This is a genomic window from Burkholderia sp. Ac-20392 (assembly GCF_017104585.1).
Taxonomy (GTDB): domain Bacteria; phylum Pseudomonadota; class Gammaproteobacteria; order Burkholderiales; family Burkholderiaceae; genus Burkholderia; species Burkholderia lata.
In genome coordinates this window covers 1-2,106 of the sequence record NZ_JAAGPB010000905.1, presented here as the reverse complement: position 1 = coordinate 2,106, position 2,106 = coordinate 1, and the positions used below count along the sequence as shown (strand labels likewise).

The following is a 2,106-nucleotide window of genomic DNA, read 5'->3' as shown; positions in this document are numbered from 1 at the left end:
GGCGGGGGCCGCCGCGGTCGCAAGGGGCGCGAGCATCGTCGTGTCAGGCGGCGTGCTGCTGGCGGCGCAGTTGCGCGTCGAGCTGCTGCAGCGTCGTGTACTGCGTGATGTTCAGCGCTTCCGGGTCGATCGAGCCGTAGAGCTGTTCGCAGAACACGATCAGCTCGACGATGTTCAGCGAATCGATGCCGAGTTCGCCGATGCCGGCGTCGGTGTCGACGGTCTCGACGTTGAGGATCTTCGCGACTTCGCGGGACAGGATGTCGAGCGCGTCGGCCGGAACGTTCTGGGTCGTCATGAGAGGAGCTCCTGATAATGAAGTGGGTTGATCGGGATCGATCGGCCTGTCGCGTGGGTCAACTGCCGGCTTCGCAGCGCAGGCTCTTGCGAAGCTCGTGATAACAACGGTACGAACTGCCTTCCATCTTCGAAAACGCCAGCAGGTCGCGCTGGTCGTCGAACGTGGCGACCCTGCCGTCGCGCACGAGCGCCGTCAGGAATTCGTTCGACAGCAGCTTGATCGCGAGCACGCGCTGCACCTTGCCGAAGCTGTAGTGCGCGTCGTCGGTCTGGCTGCGGGCGGCGTCGGCGATGAACTGGTGGACGGCGCGCGCGTCGGCGTCGAGTTCGACGCGGCCGGTGCGTTCGAGCCAGCCGACGTGCGCCATCAGCGCACGGACGAAGTAGGGGCGCACGACGGTCAGGTATTTGTTGAACACGGTCGGGCCGCCAATGCGCAGGCGATCTTCGGCGCTCACGCGCACCTGGCCGCCGACGTTCGCGAGCTGAAGGTTGCCCGCGAGGAACGGCGCGCCGCAGGTCGTGCGCTTCAGCTTGCGATACTCGTCGGGCCACACGAGGTAGGCGGCCGGGAACATCACGCCCGGCAATCGCGCGGCGACCACCGCCATGCAGTCGCGATGTGCCTCGATGCCCCATACCTTGTCGACGGTGAGCGCGAGGCCGTTGTCGTCGCTGCGCACGACCGTGCGCCATGCGGCGAGCGTCGGGCCGCCGCCATCGCTCATCAGGAACGCGAAGTTGTGACCGCTGTCGATGCAGTCGCACGCGCGACGGTTCTGGTCGTCGGAGAAGAACAGGCCGAACATGATGCGGATGAACGCGCGCATGAACGGCTTGAACAGGTGATGGAATCCCTCGCGGCTGATCTGTTCGAGCAGCGCTTCGGTGAGCGGCGCCTCGTCGTGCCGTAGCGGCGTCGACGCGGACGAATCGGGCAGCACGTCCGGCGTGGCGGCATGCAACGCAATCACCATCTCGCTGTCGAGCAGCCGCACGGCGGCCGCTTCGACGAGCCGGGCCGCTGCGCGCGGCGGCGTGCCGAGCGACGCGATCATGTCGAAGTGGCGCAGCACCGGATACGCAGCCTGGTCGGCCACGCGCAGCAGCAGCGGTGCGGTCGCGAGCGGGTCGGCGGACGAAGCGGGGACGGAAAGCGTGGACATGGGGCTGGGTTCCTGTCAGAAGCGCACGCGCACGGCGGCGTCGATACGGGTGCCGAGACCGACCATCCGGTACTCGGAGTTGCTGTCGGAGAACGCGCGGGTGACCGCGACATCGACGCTCACGCGCTTGTTCACGTCGGCGACGACCTGCGCGATCGCCAGCAGGCCCTTGTCCTGCGGCGAATAGACCCCGCGCAGCGAGTACTCGACGCGGCCGATCTTCTTGCCGAGCCGCGCGAACAGGTAGTCGCGCAGGTTGCCGTCGACGCTGACGAAATCGGCCGTGCCGCCGAGGCCGGCCAGCGCCGCGCCGGGCGCGACGGGCAGCAGCGCATTGTTCGCGCGGACCGCGCCGACCATCTGGCGCCACTGGTTCGCGTCGTAGCGCGCCTCGTCGTGCGACCACTCGACGATCAGCGAGAAATTGCCGGGCAGCGCGCTCTGCATGCCGACCGCGCTGCGCCACATGTACTGGCGATCGTTGCGGCGATCGACCGCGTCGTATGCGGCCGGCGAATCGAGCGGCGTGCCGTTCGCGATGAACGCGGGCAACGGCCGCGTCGTGCCGCGTTCGAGCCACGCGCTCGCATAGACGGTGTTCGAGCGTGCGACGTCGAACGACAGCGTCGCGCCGGCGCCG

2 protein-coding genes and 1 pseudogene are annotated in these 2,106 nt (G+C 68.1%); all 3 read right to left on the bottom strand.

What is annotated here, in order from left to right; translation table 11 throughout:
- Positions 1 to 43: 43 nt before the first annotated feature.
- Positions 44 to 298 (bottom strand): acyl carrier protein, encoded by a 255-nt coding sequence (locus tag G3N99_RS39575; protein WP_011350104.1) that lies wholly within the window; start codon positions 296 to 298, stop codon positions 44 to 46.
- Between the two features lie 58 nt (positions 299 to 356).
- Entirely contained in the window at positions 357 to 1,466 is a 1,110-nt protein-coding gene (locus G3N99_RS39570) for a hypothetical protein (RefSeq protein ID WP_174933438.1), read from the bottom strand.
- Positions 1,467 to 1,481: 15 nt separating this feature from the next.
- Positions 1,482 to 2,106: pseudogene (locus tag G3N99_RS39565) on the bottom strand (hypothetical protein); the annotation flags it as partial.